Here is a 14,307-nt window from a genome sequence, read left to right on the forward strand (position 1 = left end):
TTCCTTGTGTAAGTTTGCTATCTGTGGCAAGATTGCAGTCATAGTCAAAAATCCGATCGTCTCGCCGGGCCCTTCGAGGGAAGGGCTTCGCGGACGGACGGCATGGAAGGAACAAGGTGAGCACCTCATACGCGGACGCCGCCGGCCTCCCGGTCAGCGACCCGACCCCCGTCGTCAGCTACAGCCCCATCGTCCTCGATGTGCCGGGTAGGCCCGTACCACTGGAAATCAAGGTCTCGGCGCCCGTCACCGGGACCGACCTGCCGGTGATCCTGCTCTCGCACGGGCACGGCAGGACGAACTTCCTCTCATCGTTGCGCGGCTACGGTCCGCTCGCCGACTTCTGGACTGCTCATGGGTTTGTCGTCGTCCAGCCGACGCACTTGGACTCCACGGTGCTCGGACTGCGCGAACAGGATTTGCCCGACGCGCCGATCTTCTGGCGTGACCGCGCCCTCGACATGCACTTCATCCTCGATCACCTGGACGAGGTCCTCGCCCCGGTGCCGGGACTGGCGGGCCGTGTCGACACCGAGAAGGTGGCCGCAGCCGGGCACTCGCTAGGTGGCGGCACGGTCTCGCTCCTGCTGGGCATGCAGGTGCTCGACCCGAACGACCCGCGGGAGAAGGACCTCTCCGACTCCCGGATCAAGGCCGGTGTCGTGATCGGGGCTCCGGGCATCGGTGACGAACACCTCGCCACGTGGGCAGCCGAGAACTACCCGATGATGAAGTACATCGACTTCGGGCAGATGCAGGGCACCGCACTCGTCATCGCCGGCGACGAGGACCTGAACCCGAACTTCTCCGACCGACTCAGCTACCGGTGGGACGCCTACACGTACAGCCCGGGTGGGAACAAGACGCTCCTGACCTTCCACGGCGCACAGCACCTCTTCGGCGGGATCTCCGGGTACGACGCCGTGGAAACCTCGGACGAGAACCCCGAACGGGTGGCCGCGCTGCGCGCACTGGTGTGGGCGTACCTCCGTTCCCAGCTGTTTTCCGGCGACAAGTCCTGGGACACCGCTGTGAAAGCGCTGCATGCTCGCGAGAAGCCCCTGGCGACGGTCGAAACCAAGTAGCCGGTCGAGTGCGGCGGCGCCGGTGTGGTCGCCGCCGCACTCGCGTCGTCGTGCCTTCGCTGAAGCGTCACGTGGACGACATTCGCCCTGGTGTTGGGCGCGAACGGCGCGTGGATCCTCCTCACTCGAGCCGGTAAGGACCAGGCATCCGACAGACCCGCCGCAGCGGTGTAGTTCCCACCGGGCCCGCGCGGTACCGCCCGAGTGTCACCGCCACGAACCCTCGGTCATGGCATCGGCGTCGACATCGACCCGCGGGTTGGTCGAATACCGGTAGGTCCCCGACCGCTCTGCGACCCCTGTGGCCTCGGGTGGGCAACAGGGTGCGATCGACGACGTCTCGGTGACCGAGTCCGCCGCCGGCGGAGCCATCGTGCTCACCGTGGCATCGTCCGGAATTCCGACCGATCCGTGGCTCGGTGAGGAGCCGGCCGGATGAAGCCGGACCAGGTCGCCGCCCAGATCGTGGCGTGCCTGCGGCGGGTCCAAGCGAGGTTGGCCGAGCGGGTGGGCGCGGTCGTCGCCGACACGATGGGTGACGTGGCCGGCGCCGAGGCGGGTGTCGAGGAGTATCGGCACCGCTTCCCTTCGATGTCCGAAGTGGATGATGGGCTCCCTGGTGTCGTTGGCGGAGAACGCCGACTTCGGACTGTCCGATACGGTCACGGCGTTGCGGGCGTGCCGCAGCAGCGGTCTTGCCGATGCCGGCTTCGCCGCGGATCACGTGTGCGGCGGCGCTGCGCCCGTTCCGCGCCTGGCCGAGCACCTGCTCGACCGGCTCGCACTCGGCGCCTCGGCCGAGGAGCATCGCGTGGCTGGCCGGTGGGCGCCAACCACCGTCAGCCAGATCCGCTCCGTCCGAGTGCACCGAGCCCTCGACCCACGACCAAACTGGGCGATTGCCGCGGTTACGAACGCGGCCGGCACGAGCACCGGGTCGGGGCCTTCGCACCGCTCGGAGCACCTCCTCGCGCGGCAGATCCTCCCTGCTCAGCGGCACGGAGCGATCCGCTGCGGGTTCCGCTCGTCGGGTGCGGACGTAGGTGACGGGCGGCGACGGCATAGGCGACTTCCACCGACGCGAACGTGGCGCCGCCAGTGCGAGCGTGATCTCCACCGAAAGCACCCTGCGTCGTGCCCGATTTCAAGTCTCCACACAGACCGACAAGGAGTTCGAAAAATGACCGGACAGATGAAGGCCATCGTCGTCTCAGAGGTGAAGGGCCAGTGGGAACTGCAGGACCGGGACATGCCGGAGGTGGGGCCGGACGACGTCCTGGTGCGGATCCGGGCGTGCGGGATCTGCGGTACCGACCTGTGGATCACGGACGGCGTGCTCGCGTTCCGGGACTTTCCCCTCGTCCTCGGGCACGAGGCCGCCGGTGAGGTCGTCGCCGTCGGTGAGGGGGTCACGAAGCGCAAGGTCGGTGACCGGGTCGGGGTGTTCATGTCGGCGAAGATGTGCGGGAGGTGCGACTTCTGCCATGAGGAGCACCCGAACAGCTTTGTCACGGCGGCCAACTGCGCCAGCCCGACCCTGACCGGGGTGACCGTCGACGGCGGGCACGCCGAGTACGTCGCCGTCGACGCCGGTGGGACGGTGCTGATCCCCGACGGTTTGTCCTACGAGCAGGCCGCGCCGATCATCTGCGCCGGCTACACGGTGTGGGCCGGCCTGCGCCGGGCCGAGCCCAAGCCCGGCGCGCGGGTGGCGGTGTCGGGGATCGGTGGGCTGGGGCACCTGGCGATCCAGTACGCGAAGGCGGCGGGCTTCCACGTCATCGCGTTGACCCACAGTGCGGACAAGCATGACCTGGCGCGGCAGCTGGGGGCGGACGAGGTCGTGGCCGACGGTGCCGCGCTGAAGGCGGCCGGCGGAGCGGACGTGCTGCTGCACACCAACAGCTCGCACGGGGCTGTCGCGGACGCGATGGGGGGCCTGCGGCCGTGGGGCAAGGTGGTCCTGATGGGGATCGGGACGGACGAGCTGAACCTGCCGGCGCTCGCGCTGACCTCGAATAGCTACCAGGTGATCGGCTCGGCGCACAACACCATCGAGCACCTGGTCGAGGCCCTCGACCTCGCCGCCCGTGGCAAGGTCTCGACCATGATCGAGACGTTCCCGAAGGAGCGCGCCGAGGAGGCCCGCGCCAAGGCCGCCGCCGGCGACGTCCGCTTCAAGGCCGTCATCACCTACTGAGCAGGTGCTGAACACGCGCTGAAGTGCGGTTGTCGAGCCCAGGGTCCGGGCGTCTCGTGCCGAGTCATCGCCCGGCCCAGCTCGCGACGGACCGCGGTCCTCAACGCAGCTGGCAAGCCCCGAGATACGGACAAGGACCTGCCGCACGGCGTGCCCACTGCGCTTCCGAAGAGATGATGAGCCGAACTCCCCCGAGGAGCACCATGACCATCACCGACACCGTGAGTTGGAACTCGAAGGCCCTCGACGAGATCGGCGCGAACGACGGTGGCCGTCCCGCCCTGTTCACCAACGCCCGGATCACGACGATGGACCCGCTGACCGGAACCGTGACCGGCGCCGACATCCTGTTCGTCGGTTCCTGATCGTGGGGGTCGGTCCCGCCATCGTCACCGCTGCGGAGGACGACAACGCCATCGTCGTCGACTGCACGGGCATGACTATCGTCCCCGCCGTCGTGGACACCGTCGCGCTGGCCGGCGGACGCGGCCACCGGTCGGGACACGTCGCGACGCCGGCCCCGGGGAACACCACCGACTTCGTGGTGGTGCCCGACGAACTCGCCGCCGATGTGCCGAGCGCGGTAGCCACCCTCATGTCCCGGCCGGAGCCAGGTCCGCGCACTGGTCGCGGCCGGCAGGCCGGTCCTGTGGGCCGGCACCGACGCCCCGGCCGGGGCCACCGCCCGCCGGGGCGGGCATCCCGGCCGCACCGCACCTGACCGGCAACCCACGGGTCGACGTCTGGATCAACCGGAACGCTACGACGGGACGCCGGGCGGTCGCCCACATGCCTGTCAGGGCCGGTTCTGGATCGACGGCGACCGCATCGACTACCTGGACGACCTCGGCTTCTGAGCCTACGGAGAGTTCAAGGGCGACGAACTGCACCACGCTGGCCGTAGGGGCCGGTAACAAGACCGGCCCTCGAGCAGCGTTCTGCGGCACTCCGCACTGTCCCGGGCAGCGCTAAGCGCCTTCGACGACCAGCTGATCGACGATGACGGTTCTTGTCGTCACCGCCGACTCACACGGCGCATGAGATTTCGCGAATTTGGTGTAACACCACCGAGACCGGTGTCCGAGGGGGGACTTGAACCCCCACGCCCTTTACGGGCACTAGCACCTCAAGCTAGCGCGTCTGCCATTCCGCCACTCGGACTTGCTTGCTGAACAGAGTAGCCCATGCCTGACCGGAGCCGCATCGGGGGTCTGTCCCGGCAGCCTCGGGAGCCTCACCTGCATCAATGATAGGAAGTACGGGTGACCGAGCTGAACCTGATCGATGCAGCCGCCGACGAGGCAGTGACCCTGACCAGCGAGCTGATCCGCATCGACACCACCAACACCGGCGACCCCGAGACCCTGGTGGGGGAGCGGGATGCGGCCGAGTACGTCGCGGAGAAGCTTACCGACGTCGGGTACGAGATCGCCTACGTCGAGTCCGGCGGGAGGAACCGGCACAACGTGGTCGCCCGGCTGCCCGGCGCCGACCCGGGCCGGGGTGCGCTGCTCGTGCACGGGCACCTCGACGTGGTGCCGGCCGACGCCTCCGAGTGGTCGGTCCACCCGTTCTCCGGGGCGATCCAGGACGGCTACGTGTGGGGCCGCGGCGCGGTCGACATGAAGGACATGGTCGGCATGAGCCTGGCGCTGGCGCGGCACTACAAGCGCCACGGCATCGTGCCGCCGCGCGACATCATCTTCGCGTTCGTCGCCGACGAGGAGGCGGGCGGCAAGTACGGCGCCCAGTGGCTGGTCGACAACCGCCCCGACCTGTTCGAGGGCGCCACCGAGGCGGTCAGCGAGGTCGGCGGCTTCTCGATCACCCTGAAGGACGACGTCCGCGCCTACCTCATCGAGACCGCCGAGAAGGGCATCCGCTGGATGAAGCTGCGCGTGCGCGGCACGGCGGGCCACGGCTCGATGATCCACCGCGACAACGCGGTCACCAAGCTCTCCGAGGCCGTCGCGCGCCTGGGTAACCACCGCTTCCCGCTGGTGCTCACCGACTCGGTCCGGGAGTTCCTCGCCGGGATCACCGAGATCACCGGCTGGGACTTCCCCGAGGACGACCTCGACGGCGCCGTCGCCAAGCTCGGCAACATCTCCCGCATGATCGGCGCCACCCTGCGCGACACCGCCAACCCCACCATGCTCACCGCGGGCTACAAGGCCAACGTCATCCCCTCGACCGCCGAGGCGTCCGTCGACTGCCGCATCCTGCCCGGCCGCATCGAGGCCTTCGACCGTGAGCTGGACGAGATCCTGGGCCCGGACATCGAGAAGGAGTGGATGGAGCTCCCACCGGTGGAGACCACGTTCGACGGCGCCCTGGTGGACGCGATGACCGCCTCGGTGCTGGCCGAGGACCCCGGCGCCCGCACGCTGCCGTACATGCTCTCCGGTGGCACCGACGCCAAGGCGTTCCAGAAGCTGGGCATCCGCAACTTCGGCTTCGCGCCGCTGAAGCTGCCCGCCGACCTGGACTTCTCCGCCCTGTTCCACGGCGTGGACGAGCGGGTGCCGGTGGACGCCCTGCGCTTCGGCACCCGCGTGCTCGACCGCTTCCTGCGCTCCTGCTGACCCCGGCAGTGAATGGCACATGCCCTGCGCCCAACGCAGGCGATGTGCCATTCACTGCCGCGCGCTAGGGTTGCCCTCCATTCCGGTCACTTTCCGGCCGTTGGAGGGGCGACGCTGGCACCATGGCGAACACGAGCGCGCGGATGCTGCGGCTGCTGTCCCTGCTGCAGACGCACCGGTTCTGGCCGGGCGGCGACCTGGCGGCACGGCTGGAGGTCAGCGAGCGCACCCTGCGGCGGGACATCGACCGGCTCCGCGAGCTCGGCTACCCGGTGAACGCCACCCGCGGCGTCGCGGGCGGCTACCAGCTCCAGTCGGGCGCCGCGATGCCCCCGCTGCTGGTCGACGACGAGGAGGCGGTGGCCATCGCGGTCGGCCTCCGGACGGCGGCCGGGGGAGCGGTGGAGGGTATCGAGGAGACCTCCGTGCGGGCGCTCACCAAGGTGGTCCAGGTGATGCCGCCGCGACTGCGCCGCAGGCTGGACGCCCTGCGAACGCACACCGTGCCCGTCCCGCTCGGCGACGGGCCCAGGGTCGACGCCCTCACGCTCACCGTGCTCGCCCAGGCCTGCCGGGACGACGAACGCCTCCGCTTCCGCTACACCGCACGCGACGGGACCGCGACCGCGCGCCTGGTGGAACCGCACCGCCTGGTGCCGCTCGGCCGGCGGTGGTACCTGGTCGCCTGGGACGCCGAGCGGCACGGCTGGCGCACGTTCCGCGTCGACCGGCTGAGCCAACCGACCGCCACCGGCGCGCGGTTCCGGCAGCGTGAGCTGCCCGGCGGCGACGCGGCGCGGTTCGTCCGCGACCAGCTCGCGTCGGTTCCGACGCGCTACCAGGTGGAGATCCGGATCGAGGCACCGGCCGAGCACGTCGCGCGCGTGGTGGACCGGTGGGGGCAGGCGGAGCCGCTGGACGAGCGGTCGACCCTGCTGCGGATGAACGTGGACGAGTTCGACTGGCTGCTGCTGCTCGTGGCCGCGGTGGACGCGGAGTTCGAGGTCGTCCGGCCTGCCGAGCTGCGCGCCTACCTGCGCGCACAGGGCAGCCGGTTCCTGCGCGCGGCGGAGAGCGGGTTCTAAGTCATGAGGCCGGGCAGCGCCGCGCTCGCCGGTGTGCGGCGCCTGCGTACCCAGACCCGCCGCGTGCCGTCCGAGTACAGCCGCACGTTGGACAGTTCCCAGCCGGAGAATTCGGCCTGGATCGAAAGCTGGATCGCGGCGGAGATCCGGGACACGCCGGGCGGCAGCCGCAGCCGGCGGTACTCCCAGTCCTCGTCGATCACCACTTCCGCGTCGGTCGTCATGGCGTGATCACCTGGATCCCTTCTCCTGCCGCGGAACCGACGACGACCCGTGAGCTCCGTTCGTCGACGGTCACCGAGTTCGGCTGGCGGACGGTCGGAAAGCGGTACTTCTCCGCGGGCTCACCCCCGCGCACGTCGAAACCCACGACCTCGTTCCGCTCGGTCAGCGTCACCCACGCCAGGTGCCGCCGCGCGTCGTAGGCGATCCCGTACGCCCCGCCCGGCACCGGAAAGCGCTGCCGCAGCAGCAGTGGGTCGGTGGAGAACGCGAGGAGCGCGCCCGTCCGCGTGTCGACCACCAGCACGCGCCCGAACCCGTCGACCACCGCGTTCGTGGCGCCCTGGCCCGCGCGCAGCCCTTCCTCGACCTGGCCCGCCGCCAGGTCCAGCTCGAACAGGGCGGTGCGCAGGCGGTCGAGCACCACGGGCTTGCCGCCCGCGACCAGGACGTCGTCGGCGCTGTAGAGGTCGCCGCCGACGGTGCCGGCCACGCGGCCGCCGTCCAGCCGGGCGACCGCCTTGCGGTCCCGCAGCGCCACGAGCGTCCCGCCGTCGTCGGTCGCGACGCCCGCGGGACCGCCCTGGACGGGCACCGTCTCCACGGCACCACCGGGCAGTGCGATCCGGGCGAACGCGTCGGCGTCCGGCATCGTGGCGACGAGCTGCCCTCCGGTGACCTCCAGCCGCTCCGCCGGAGCGGGCAGCGCGACCTCGCGGGGTGCGGCGCCGAGCCGGTCGAGGTCGTACAGCAGCACGGTCGGCGTCCCGGCGGGTGCGGCGGCCAGGGTCCGGCTCGCCGCGTCGGCGGCCACCGCGGTGAGCTCCGCCCGCTGCGGGAGGACCGTGCCCGCCGGCGCGGCCTCCGGCACGGGCGAGGCCGCGGGGGTCGCCGCCACCGGGTTCTCCACCACCTGCAGCGGATCGCTGGGCTGGTCGCCCTCGGCGGCGCAACCGCTGAGCATCAGGGCGGCCACCAGGGCGGGCACAGCCAGTCGGGCGGCGGCGAGCCTGTGCACAGGCGAATCCTCCAGCGGACGTGTTCGAACGGTCCGTTCCAGCATCCCGCAGGATCGCCTCGGCGTCACGTGCTCGTCACCACAGCGTCACCCGGGTTCAGCGGGGCCACCGTTCCGGGTAGCCGAAGTCGATCGCGCTCACGTCGTCGAGCGCGGCGCGGATCGCGGGAGGCAGGGTGAGCTCCTCGGCCGCCAGCGAACCGGCGAGCTGCCCGGTGTCACGAGCGCCCACCACCGGCGCCACCACGCCCGGCCGGTCCCGCACCCACGCCAGCGCGACCGCCAGCGGCGACTGGCCGAGCCCGTCGGCGGCGGTGGCGACCGCCTCCACGATGCGGCCCGCCCGCTCGGTGCGGTGCTGCTCGACGTACCCGGCGTAGGTCGGCGAGGCCCCGCGCGAGTCGGCGGGGGTGCCGCTGCGGTACTTGCCGGTCAGCACGCCCCGCCCGAGCGGCGCCCACGCGAGCAGGCCGACGCCGTGGTGCGCGGCCGACGGCACCACCTCGCGCTCGACCCCGCGTTCCAGCAGCGAGTACTCGACCTGCGAGGACACGATCCGGTGCTCACGCAGGCCCATCGCGGCGGTCGCGAGCTGCCAGCCGGTGTAGTTGGCCACGCCGACGTACCGGGTCCGGCCGCTGCTCACCGCGAACTCCAACGTCCGCAGGGTCTCCTCGATCGGGACCGCGCCGTCCCACGCGTGCAGCTGCCACAGGTCGACGTGGTCGACCCCCAGCCTGCGCAGCGAACCGTCGAGCGCGGCCAGCAGCGCACCGCGCGAAGCGCCGCCGCCGAACGGGCCGTCGCCGCGGCGCGCCACCGCCTTCGTCGCCAGCACGACGTCCTCCCGGGGGACCACGTCGGCCAGCAACGAGCCGAGGATGCGCTCGCCCTCGCCCTCGGCGTAGATGTCGGCGGTGTCGACCAGCGTTCCGCCCGCGTCGACGAACGCGACGAGCTGGTTGGCTGCCTCGTCGGCGTCGGTCTCGGTGCCCCACGACATCGTGCCGAGACCCATGCGGGACACCCTCAGGCCGGAGGTGCCGAGCTGGCGGTACTCCATGGCCGATCACCCTAACCTTCGGCGGGCCGAGGTCTTGACCAAGGCGAGTGAGCGCGCGATCAACCGCCCGATAGTGTCGGCGCTCGTGCGATTGGGTTTGAATCTCGGATACTGGGGCGCGGGCAACGACGCGTCCAACCTGGAACTCGCCAGGCAGGCGGACACACTGGGGTACTCCGTCGTGTGGGTCGCGGAGGCCTACGGCTCCGACGCGCCGACCGTGCTCGCGTGGATCGCGGCGCAGACGTCGGCCATCGACGTCGGCAGCGCCGTGTTCCAGATTCCCGCGCGGACGCCCGCCACCACGGCGATGACCGCGGCCACGCTCGACACGCTGTCGGGCGGCCGGTTCCGGCTCGGCCTCGGGGTGTCGGGGCCGCAGGTGTCCGAAGGCTGGCACGGTGTCCGGTTCGCCGACCCGCTCGGCCGCACCCGCGAGTACGTCGATATCGTGCGCACCGCGCTGCGCCGGGAGCGCGTCCGTTACTCGGGAAAGCACTTCCAGCTGCCGCTACCGGACGGTCCCGGCAAGGCGCTGCGGCTGACCGTGCATCCCGTGCGGGACCGGATCCCCACCTACCTGGCCGCGATCGGCCCCCGCAACCTCGAGCTCACCGGCGAGATCGCCGACGGCTGGCTGCCCGTGTTCTTCTCCCCGGAACACGCGGGCGTCCTCGTCGAGCACGTCCGCGCCGGCGCCGCGAAGGCCGGCCGCGCGCAGGCCGACCTGGACATCTCGCCGACCGTCCCGCTGGTGCCCGGCGACGACTGGCGCACGTGTGCCGACGCCGTCCGCGGTTACGCGGCGCTCTACCTCGGCGGCATGGGCAGCAGGGAGCAGAACTTCTACAACCGGCTGGCCTGCCGGATGGGCTTCGAGGCCGAGGCCACGCGAGTCCAGGAGCACTACCTGGCCAAGGACTACGAGGCCGCGCTGGCCGCGGTGCCCGCCGAGTTCATCGACGCCACGTCGCTGCTCGGGCCGAAGGAGCGCATCGCCGAGCGGATGACCGCGTTCGCCGAGGCCGGGGTGACGACGCTCACCGTGGCGCCCTACCTGCCGGACCCCGGCAGCGCCGCCGAGGCCCTGCGCACCGCGGTCGCCGCCCTCGAGCTGTCCGGAGCCGCGTGACATGGGATGGTTCGAAGCCCTGGTGCTCGGCCTCGTCCAGGGACTCACCGAGTTCCTGCCGATCTCGTCGAGCGCGCACATCCGGATCACCGCGGCGTTCGCGGGCTGGGAGGACCCCGGCGCGGCGTTCACGGCGGTCACCCAGATCGGCACCGAGCTGGCGGTGCTGCTGTACTTCAGCCGCAAGATCGGCCGGGTCATCAGTCACTGGTTCCGCTCGCTCACCAGGCCCGAGTACCGGGGCGACCCCGACGCGCGCATGGGCTGGCTCATCATCGTCGGCTCGCTGCCCATCGTGGTGCTCGGTCTGCTGTTCCAGGAGCAGATCGAGCACGTGTTCCGCGACCTGCGGCTGACCGCCACCACGCTGATCGTCTTCGGCCTGCTCCTGCTCGTGGCCGACCGCATGGGGCGCAAGGAACGCGACCTCGACCACCTCACCGTGCCGCACGGCCTCGGGTTCGGGATCGCCCAGGCGTTCGCCCTCATCCCCGGAGTGTCCCGGTCGGGCGGCACGATCACGGGTGGCCTGCTGCTCGGGTACAAGCGTGCCGACGCCGCCGAGTACTCGTTCCTGCTCGCGGTGCCCGCGGTGCTGGGCTCGGGCATCTACAAGCTGACCGACATCGGTCCCGGCGAACGGGCGGGCTGGGGCCCGACGCTGCTGGCCACCATCGTCGCGTTCGGCGTCGGGTACCTCGTGATCGCCTGGCTGATGTCCTACATCAAGCGGCGCTCGTTCGTGCCCTTCGTCATCTACCGGCTGGCGCTGGGTACCCTGCTGCTGGTTCTGGTGTTCACCGGGGTCCTCGATCCGGAGGCTGGCCCGGTGGGTCCGTAGGGTGGGTCGACGTGGCTACCGTCATTCTGCTGCGGCACGGCCGTTCGACCGCGAACGGCTCCGGCATCCTGGCCGGGCGCACCCCCAGGATCGGGCTCGACGACCGCGGCCACGAGCAGGCGCGGGCGCTCGTCGAGCGGCTGGAGGGGATCCCGCTGGCCGCGCTGGTGAGCTCGCCGCTGCTGCGCTGCAAGCAGACGCTGGCGCCGCTGGCGAAGGCGCGCGGCCTGACGCGGGTCACCGAGGCCCGTCTGTCCGAAGTGGACTACGGCGAGTGGACAGGGCGGGAGCTGAAGACGCTGGTGAAGGAGCCGCTGTGGCGGGTGGTCCAGTCCCACCCGTCCGCGGCGGTCTTCCCCGGCGGCGAGGGCCTGGCCGGCATGCAGGCCCGCGCGGTCGCGGCGGTACGGGAGCACGACGCCCGGATCAGCGCCGAGCACGGCGACCACGCGGTCTGGCTGCTGTGCAGCCACGGTGACGTGCTCAAGTCGCTGCTGGCCGACGCCCTCGGCCAGCACCTCGACGGCTTCCAGCGCATCGTGGTGGACCCCGGCTCGCTGTCCGTGGTGCGCTACACCGACACGCGGCCGTTCGTGCTCCGCGTCAACGACCACGGCGGCGACCTGTCCGGGATCGTGCCGCCGCCACCGAAGGGGCGCAGGGGGAAGACCCGCGCGCGGACGCTGTCCTCCGACGCCGAGGTCGGAGGCTCGACGGGAGGAAAGGAACGCCGATGACGGGCGAGGACAACCCGCTGCTGCACCCGAGCGAGCTGCCCCACGGCCTGCCGCCGTTCGACCGGATCGCCGACGAGCACTTCGCGCCCGCCTTCGAGGCCGGGATCGCCGAGCACGCCGCCGAGGTGGAGCGGATCGCGACCGACCCGGACGAGCCCACGTTCGACAACACCGTCGTCGCGCTGGAACGGTCGGGCAGCCTGCTCAAGCGGGTCGCCTCGGTGTTCTTCAACCTCGCGGCCTCGCACACCAACGACACGCTGCGGGCCCTGCACGCGGACATCGCGCCCAAGCTCACCGCCCACCACGACGCCATCCACCTCGACCCGAGGCTGTTCGCGCGTATCGAGAAGCTGTACGACCAGCGCGACGCCCTGGGCCTCGACGCCGAGTCGGCCTGGCTGCTGCGCCGCTACCACCTGGACTTCCAGCGGGCAGGCGCCGGGCTGCCCGAGGCCGATCAGCGGCGACTGCGGGAGCTCAACGAGGAACTGTCCGCCCTGTCCACCCGGTTCCAGGACAACCTGCTCGCCGACACCAACGACCTCGCGGTCGTGGTGTCCGACGCGAACGAGCTGGCCGGGCTGTCCGATGACGCGATCGCCGCGGCCGCCGAGGCGGCGACCGCCCGTGGCGAGGACGGCAAGTACCTGCTCAAGCTCGGCCTGCCCACCCCGCAACCCGTGCTCGCGTCGCTGGAGAACCGCGAGCTGCGGCGGCGTGTCTTCGAGGCCGCCGCGGCGCGATGCGCCCGGGACAACCAGCACGACAACCGGGAGGTGCTGGTCCGGATCGCGACGCTGCGGGCGGAACGGGCCGCGCTGCTGGGCCACCCCCACCACGCCGCCTACGTCATCGAGGACGAGACCGCACGTACCGCGGAGGCCGCGAACGACCTGCTCAACCGGCTGGCCCCGGTCGCCGTCGTGAACGCGCAGGCCGAAGGGGTGGACCTGCAGCAGGAGATCGAGGCGGCGGGGGAGGACTTCACCCTCGCCCCGTGGGACTGGGCGTACTACGCCGAGCGGGTGCGGCGCCGCCGGTACGACTTCGACGACGCCGAGCTGCGACCGTACTTCGAACTGGACAGCGTGCTGCGGGACGGCGTGTTCTTCGCCGCGCACCGGCTGTACGGGCTGACCTTCACCGAGCGGCACGACCTGCCGACGTACCACCCCGACGTGCGGGTGTTCGAGGTGACCGACTCGGACGGGTCGCCCCTCGGACTGTTCCTCGGCGACTACTACGCCCGCGACTCGAAGCGCGGCGGCGCGTGGATGAACAACTACGTGGACCAGTCGCATCTGCTGGGCGAGTCACCGGTAGTGGTGAACAACCTCAACATCACCAAGCCGCCGGAGGGTGAGCCGACGCTGCTCACCTACGACGAGGTGATCACCGCGTTCCACGAGTTCGGGCACGCGCTGCACGGGCTGCTGTCGGACGTGCGGTACCCGTCGCTGTCCGGTGCGAACGTGCCGCGCGACTTCGTGGAGTTCCCGTCGCAGGTCAACGAGATGTGGGCGCTGTGGCCGGAGGTCCTCGCGAACTACGCCAGGCACCACCGCACGGGCGAGCCGCTGCCGCCGCGGCTGGTGAACCGGCTGGAGGAGTCCCGGCAGTACGGCGAGGGCTACTCCACCACGGAGTACCTCGCGGCCGCACTGCTCGACCAGGCCTGGCACACGATCGGCACCGACGTGCGCGTCGACGACGTCGCCGCGTTCGAGAAGCGGGCGCTGGAGAAGGCGGGGGTGTGGCTGGAGACGGTGCCGCCGCGGTACCGCAGCACCTACTTCGCCCACGTCTTCAGCGGCGGCTACTCGGCCGGGTACTACTCCTACATCTGGAGCGAGGTGCTCGACGCCGACTCGGTCGAGTGGTTCCGGGAGAACGGCGGGCTGACGAGGAAGAACGGCGAGCACTTCCGGCGGTCCCTGCTGGCGAAGGGCGGCAGCGCCGACCCGATGGAGGCCTTCCGCGCGTTCCGGGGCCGGGACCCGGAAATCGAGCCGCTGCTCAAGCGCCGCGGCCTGACCGGAGCCTGAACGCGGCTTCCGTTCCCGGCGCCGGAGCGGGCACCATCGACGGTATGACCGACGCCGAGGGCAACAAGTACAGCCGGCTACCGGAGCCGATCGGCCGCGACGAGTGGACCGCGGAGCAGGCGGTCAACGCCGTGCCCGGCTCGGTGCTGGGCGCGCCCGACCCGGCCGACCGGATCTGGGGGTCGGCCGCCAGCCCGCTCGACGCGGCGAAGGGCGTGGCCGAGCACATCAAGGGCTCCGGCGAGCGAGCCGAACGCCGCCGGGCTCGTGAGTGAGGAACGTGGTTCTCAC

Annotated in this window: 15 protein-coding genes and 1 tRNA gene; 11 read left to right on the forward strand and 5 right to left on the reverse strand. The window is 71.3% G+C overall.

Annotated features, from left to right (window positions below):
- Window positions 1–116 precede the first annotated feature (116 nt).
- Window positions 117–1,085: an alpha/beta hydrolase family protein gene (locus B0I33_RS22780; RefSeq protein WP_106180907.1), complete on the forward strand. Its 969-nt coding sequence runs from the start codon at window positions 117–119 to the stop codon at window positions 1,083–1,085.
- A gap of 207 nt (window positions 1,086–1,292) precedes the next feature.
- Here the strand turns inward: B0I33_RS22780 and B0I33_RS30060 are convergent, their stop codons facing one another.
- Window positions 1,293–1,751 carry a hypothetical protein gene (locus B0I33_RS30060; protein ID WP_181193421.1) on the reverse strand — a complete coding sequence of 153 codons (459 nt, stop codon included), beginning with the start codon at window positions 1,749–1,751 and terminating at the stop codon, window positions 1,293–1,295.
- A gap of 514 nt (window positions 1,752–2,265) precedes the next feature.
- Here B0I33_RS30060 and B0I33_RS22790 point away from each other — a divergent pair.
- The 3 genes from B0I33_RS22790 to B0I33_RS30545 all read left to right on the forward strand — a co-directional run bounded on the left by B0I33_RS22790 (window position 2,266) and on the right by B0I33_RS30545 (window position 4,142).
- Entirely contained in the window at window positions 2,266–3,285 is a 1,020-nt protein-coding gene (locus B0I33_RS22790; protein ID WP_219927245.1) for an alcohol dehydrogenase catalytic domain-containing protein, read from the forward strand.
- Between the two features lie 203 nt (window positions 3,286–3,488).
- The gene (locus B0I33_RS30540; protein WP_245900954.1) at window positions 3,489–3,650 is read left to right on the forward strand and encodes a hypothetical protein; all 162 of its coding nucleotides are present in this window, start codon (window positions 3,489–3,491) and stop codon (window positions 3,648–3,650) included.
- 378 nt (window positions 3,651–4,028) lie between these two features.
- Window positions 4,029–4,142, forward strand: coding sequence for an Atu4866 domain-containing protein (locus tag B0I33_RS30545; protein ID WP_245900986.1), 114 nt, complete (start codon window positions 4,029–4,031; stop codon window positions 4,140–4,142).
- 220 nt (window positions 4,143–4,362) lie between these two features.
- Here the strand turns inward: B0I33_RS30545 and B0I33_RS22800 are convergent.
- A tRNA-Leu gene (locus tag B0I33_RS22800) sits at window positions 4,363–4,446 on the reverse strand.
- Between the two features lie 101 nt (window positions 4,447–4,547).
- Between B0I33_RS22800 and B0I33_RS22805 the strand changes: the two genes are divergently transcribed.
- The gene (locus B0I33_RS22805; RefSeq protein ID WP_106180909.1) at window positions 4,548–5,870 is read left to right on the forward strand and encodes a M20/M25/M40 family metallo-hydrolase; all 1,323 of its coding nucleotides are present in this window, start codon (window positions 4,548–4,550) and stop codon (window positions 5,868–5,870) included.
- 122 nt (window positions 5,871–5,992) lie between these two features.
- Window positions 5,993–6,955: a helix-turn-helix transcriptional regulator gene (locus B0I33_RS22810; RefSeq protein WP_219927246.1), complete on the forward strand. Its 963-nt coding sequence runs from the start codon at window positions 5,993–5,995 to the stop codon at window positions 6,953–6,955.
- Here the strand turns inward: B0I33_RS22810 and B0I33_RS22815 are convergent.
- The 3 genes from B0I33_RS22815 to B0I33_RS22825 all read right to left on the reverse strand — a co-directional run bounded on the left by B0I33_RS22815 (window position 6,952) and on the right by B0I33_RS22825 (window position 9,258).
- Window positions 6,952–7,179, reverse strand: a complete 228-nt coding sequence (locus tag B0I33_RS22815; protein ID WP_106180911.1) for a DUF5703 family protein — start codon at window positions 7,177–7,179, stop codon at window positions 6,952–6,954. The two genes, B0I33_RS22810 and B0I33_RS22815, sit on opposite strands and share 4 nt — an antisense overlap.
- Entirely contained in the window at window positions 7,176–8,195 is a 1,020-nt protein-coding gene (locus tag B0I33_RS22820) for a hypothetical protein (protein WP_106180912.1), read from the reverse strand. The genes B0I33_RS22815 and B0I33_RS22820 overlap by 4 nt, the downstream gene beginning before the upstream one ends.
- Window positions 8,196–8,292: 97 nt before the next feature.
- On the reverse strand, window positions 8,293–9,258 hold the full coding sequence (locus B0I33_RS22825; protein WP_106180913.1) for an aldo/keto reductase: 966 nt from the start codon (window positions 9,256–9,258) through the stop codon (window positions 8,293–8,295).
- Between the two features lie 85 nt (window positions 9,259–9,343).
- On the opposite strand from B0I33_RS22825, the gene B0I33_RS22830 reads away from it, so the two are divergent.
- Genes B0I33_RS22830 through B0I33_RS22850 form a run of 5 tightly spaced genes read left to right on the forward strand, consistent with a single transcriptional unit; the run spans window position 9,344 to window position 14,291 of the window.
- Window positions 9,344–10,390 carry an LLM class F420-dependent oxidoreductase gene (locus B0I33_RS22830; protein WP_106181143.1) on the forward strand — a complete coding sequence of 349 codons (1,047 nt, stop codon included), beginning with the start codon at window positions 9,344–9,346 and terminating at the stop codon, window positions 10,388–10,390.
- Window position 10,391: 1 nt separating this feature from the next.
- The gene (locus B0I33_RS22835) at window positions 10,392–11,231 is read left to right on the forward strand and encodes an undecaprenyl-diphosphate phosphatase (RefSeq protein ID WP_106180914.1); all 840 of its coding nucleotides are present in this window, start codon (window positions 10,392–10,394) and stop codon (window positions 11,229–11,231) included.
- An 11-nt stretch (window positions 11,232–11,242) separates the two neighbouring features.
- A complete protein-coding gene (locus tag B0I33_RS22840) occupies window positions 11,243–11,968 on the forward strand; it encodes a histidine phosphatase family protein (RefSeq protein WP_106180915.1) in 726 nt (241 codons plus the stop codon).
- Window positions 11,965–14,016, forward strand: a complete 2,052-nt coding sequence (locus B0I33_RS22845; protein WP_106180916.1) for a M3 family metallopeptidase — start codon at window positions 11,965–11,967, stop codon at window positions 14,014–14,016. The genes B0I33_RS22840 and B0I33_RS22845 overlap by 4 nt, the downstream gene beginning before the upstream one ends.
- 44 nt (window positions 14,017–14,060) lie before the next feature.
- Entirely contained in the window at window positions 14,061–14,291 is a 231-nt protein-coding gene (locus B0I33_RS22850) for a hypothetical protein (RefSeq protein ID WP_106180917.1), read from the forward strand.
- Window positions 14,292–14,307 lie beyond the last annotated feature (16 nt).

Source organism: Prauserella shujinwangii (assembly GCF_003001955.1).
Classification (GTDB): domain Bacteria; phylum Actinomycetota; class Actinomycetes; order Mycobacteriales; family Pseudonocardiaceae; genus Qaidamihabitans; species Qaidamihabitans shujinwangii.